Raw genomic sequence first — 1360 nt, 5'->3', positions numbered from 1 at the left:
ATCTTTGCAAATTGAACAGCAATCAGGATATTTTTTTAAAACTTTATCAATATCTTTTTGCTGAGCAGCAGTAACAGCCATATAAAAACTCTATTCACTTGATATCAGCTATTATTCTACAACGATCTTTATTTTTATACGTTCCATAAGTAATACCCACATTTTTGCAACTAAACTTAGTTGCAATAATTAAATCAAAGGTACTATACTGAGTTAGAACAGAGTGGGACTAAAATATGGGTAAAACGGAAAAGTTATTGGAAAAACTTGGAAATTCAAAAAATACATTTCCATATAAAGATTTAGTCGTTTTACTGAGCCAGCTCGGCTATGAAAAGTTTGAAATGGCAGGCTCTCGTGTTCGATTTTTTAATGAAAAAACTGAACATATGATTTTACTGCATAGACCACACCCTGAGAATGAAATCAAAGGTGGTGCATTGAAAGCTGTAAAACAAGCACTCAAGCAGGAGAGATTTTTATGAGTTATCTAAAATATAAAGGTTATCTTGGAACAATTGAACCTGACCTAGAAACAGGTGAGTTGTTTGGAAAAGTCGCTTTTATCCGTGATTTGATCACTTATGAAGCCGAAACATTAAAAGCATTAGAACAAGCCTTTCAAGAATCTGTAGATGGCTATTTAGAATCATGTATCGAACTAAATAAAAAGCCTGATCAACCCTTTAAAGGTACGTTTAATGTGCGTATCAGTCCTGATCTACACCGTAAAGCTGTTTTAGCATCAAGTAATTCATTGAATAAGTTTGTAAGCGATGCAATTCAAGAAAAGTTAATGCGTTTAGGTGCTTAATTCATTGAAATTGACATAAAAATAGGAAAGGAAGCATACCGCTTCCTTTTTTAATTTCGCATAATAAGAATTATGTTAATTTTAGAAAAAATTAAGAAACACCTAACATTTGTCCTTCTATGGGACTAAATGATGTAGAAGTTAAAAAATCAGAAGCATCTTATATAGGACTTACGCATTGACGGATTCAAAAAAGTATTAAAATACTTTATAAAGTATCTGTGATCAGACGAATTAAACATGCTTCTACAGCAACTTGTACATTACCCATTTATATGGGCTTTCTCATGACAGAACCGAACTCTATTAGCTGCACACAACTTGCCGAGACTTATAATATCTCGCATGATAGTGTAAATCGCTTTCTAGAGCGTGAAGACTACACACCTCACGACCTATATCAAGAATCAATTCAACATATTGATAATAATATACTTATAGTCAGTATTGATGATACTGTTTTAGATAAACCATATAGTCAACATATGGACTTGGTTAGCTATTTTTGGTCAGGCAAACACCACCGATCCGTCAAGGGTATTAATC

At 32.9% G+C, this 1360-nt stretch carries 2 protein-coding genes and 1 pseudogene; all 3 read left to right on the top strand.

Annotated elements, in window-relative coordinates; translation table 11 throughout:
* Positions 1 to 236: 236 nt before the first annotated feature.
* Complete coding sequence (locus FTV34_RS17485) at positions 237 to 485, top strand: type II toxin-antitoxin system HicA family toxin (protein ID WP_004897309.1); 249 nt, start codon at positions 237 to 239, stop codon at positions 483 to 485.
* Positions 482 to 814: a type II toxin-antitoxin system HicB family antitoxin gene (locus FTV34_RS17480; RefSeq protein ID WP_174660750.1), complete on the top strand. Its 333-nt coding sequence runs from the start codon at positions 482 to 484 to the stop codon at positions 812 to 814. Before FTV34_RS17485 ends, FTV34_RS17480 begins: the two co-directional genes overlap by 4 nt.
* Before the next feature lie 221 nt (positions 815 to 1035).
* A pseudogene (locus FTV34_RS17475) lies at positions 1036 to 1360 on the top strand (IS701 family transposase); the annotation flags it as partial.

The organism is Acinetobacter sp. YH16038 (assembly GCF_013417275.1).
Lineage (GTDB): Bacteria > Pseudomonadota > Gammaproteobacteria > Pseudomonadales > Moraxellaceae > Acinetobacter.
The sequence above is the reverse complement of the archived record's forward strand: the minus strand, read 5'-3'. Positions and strand labels throughout refer to the sequence as shown.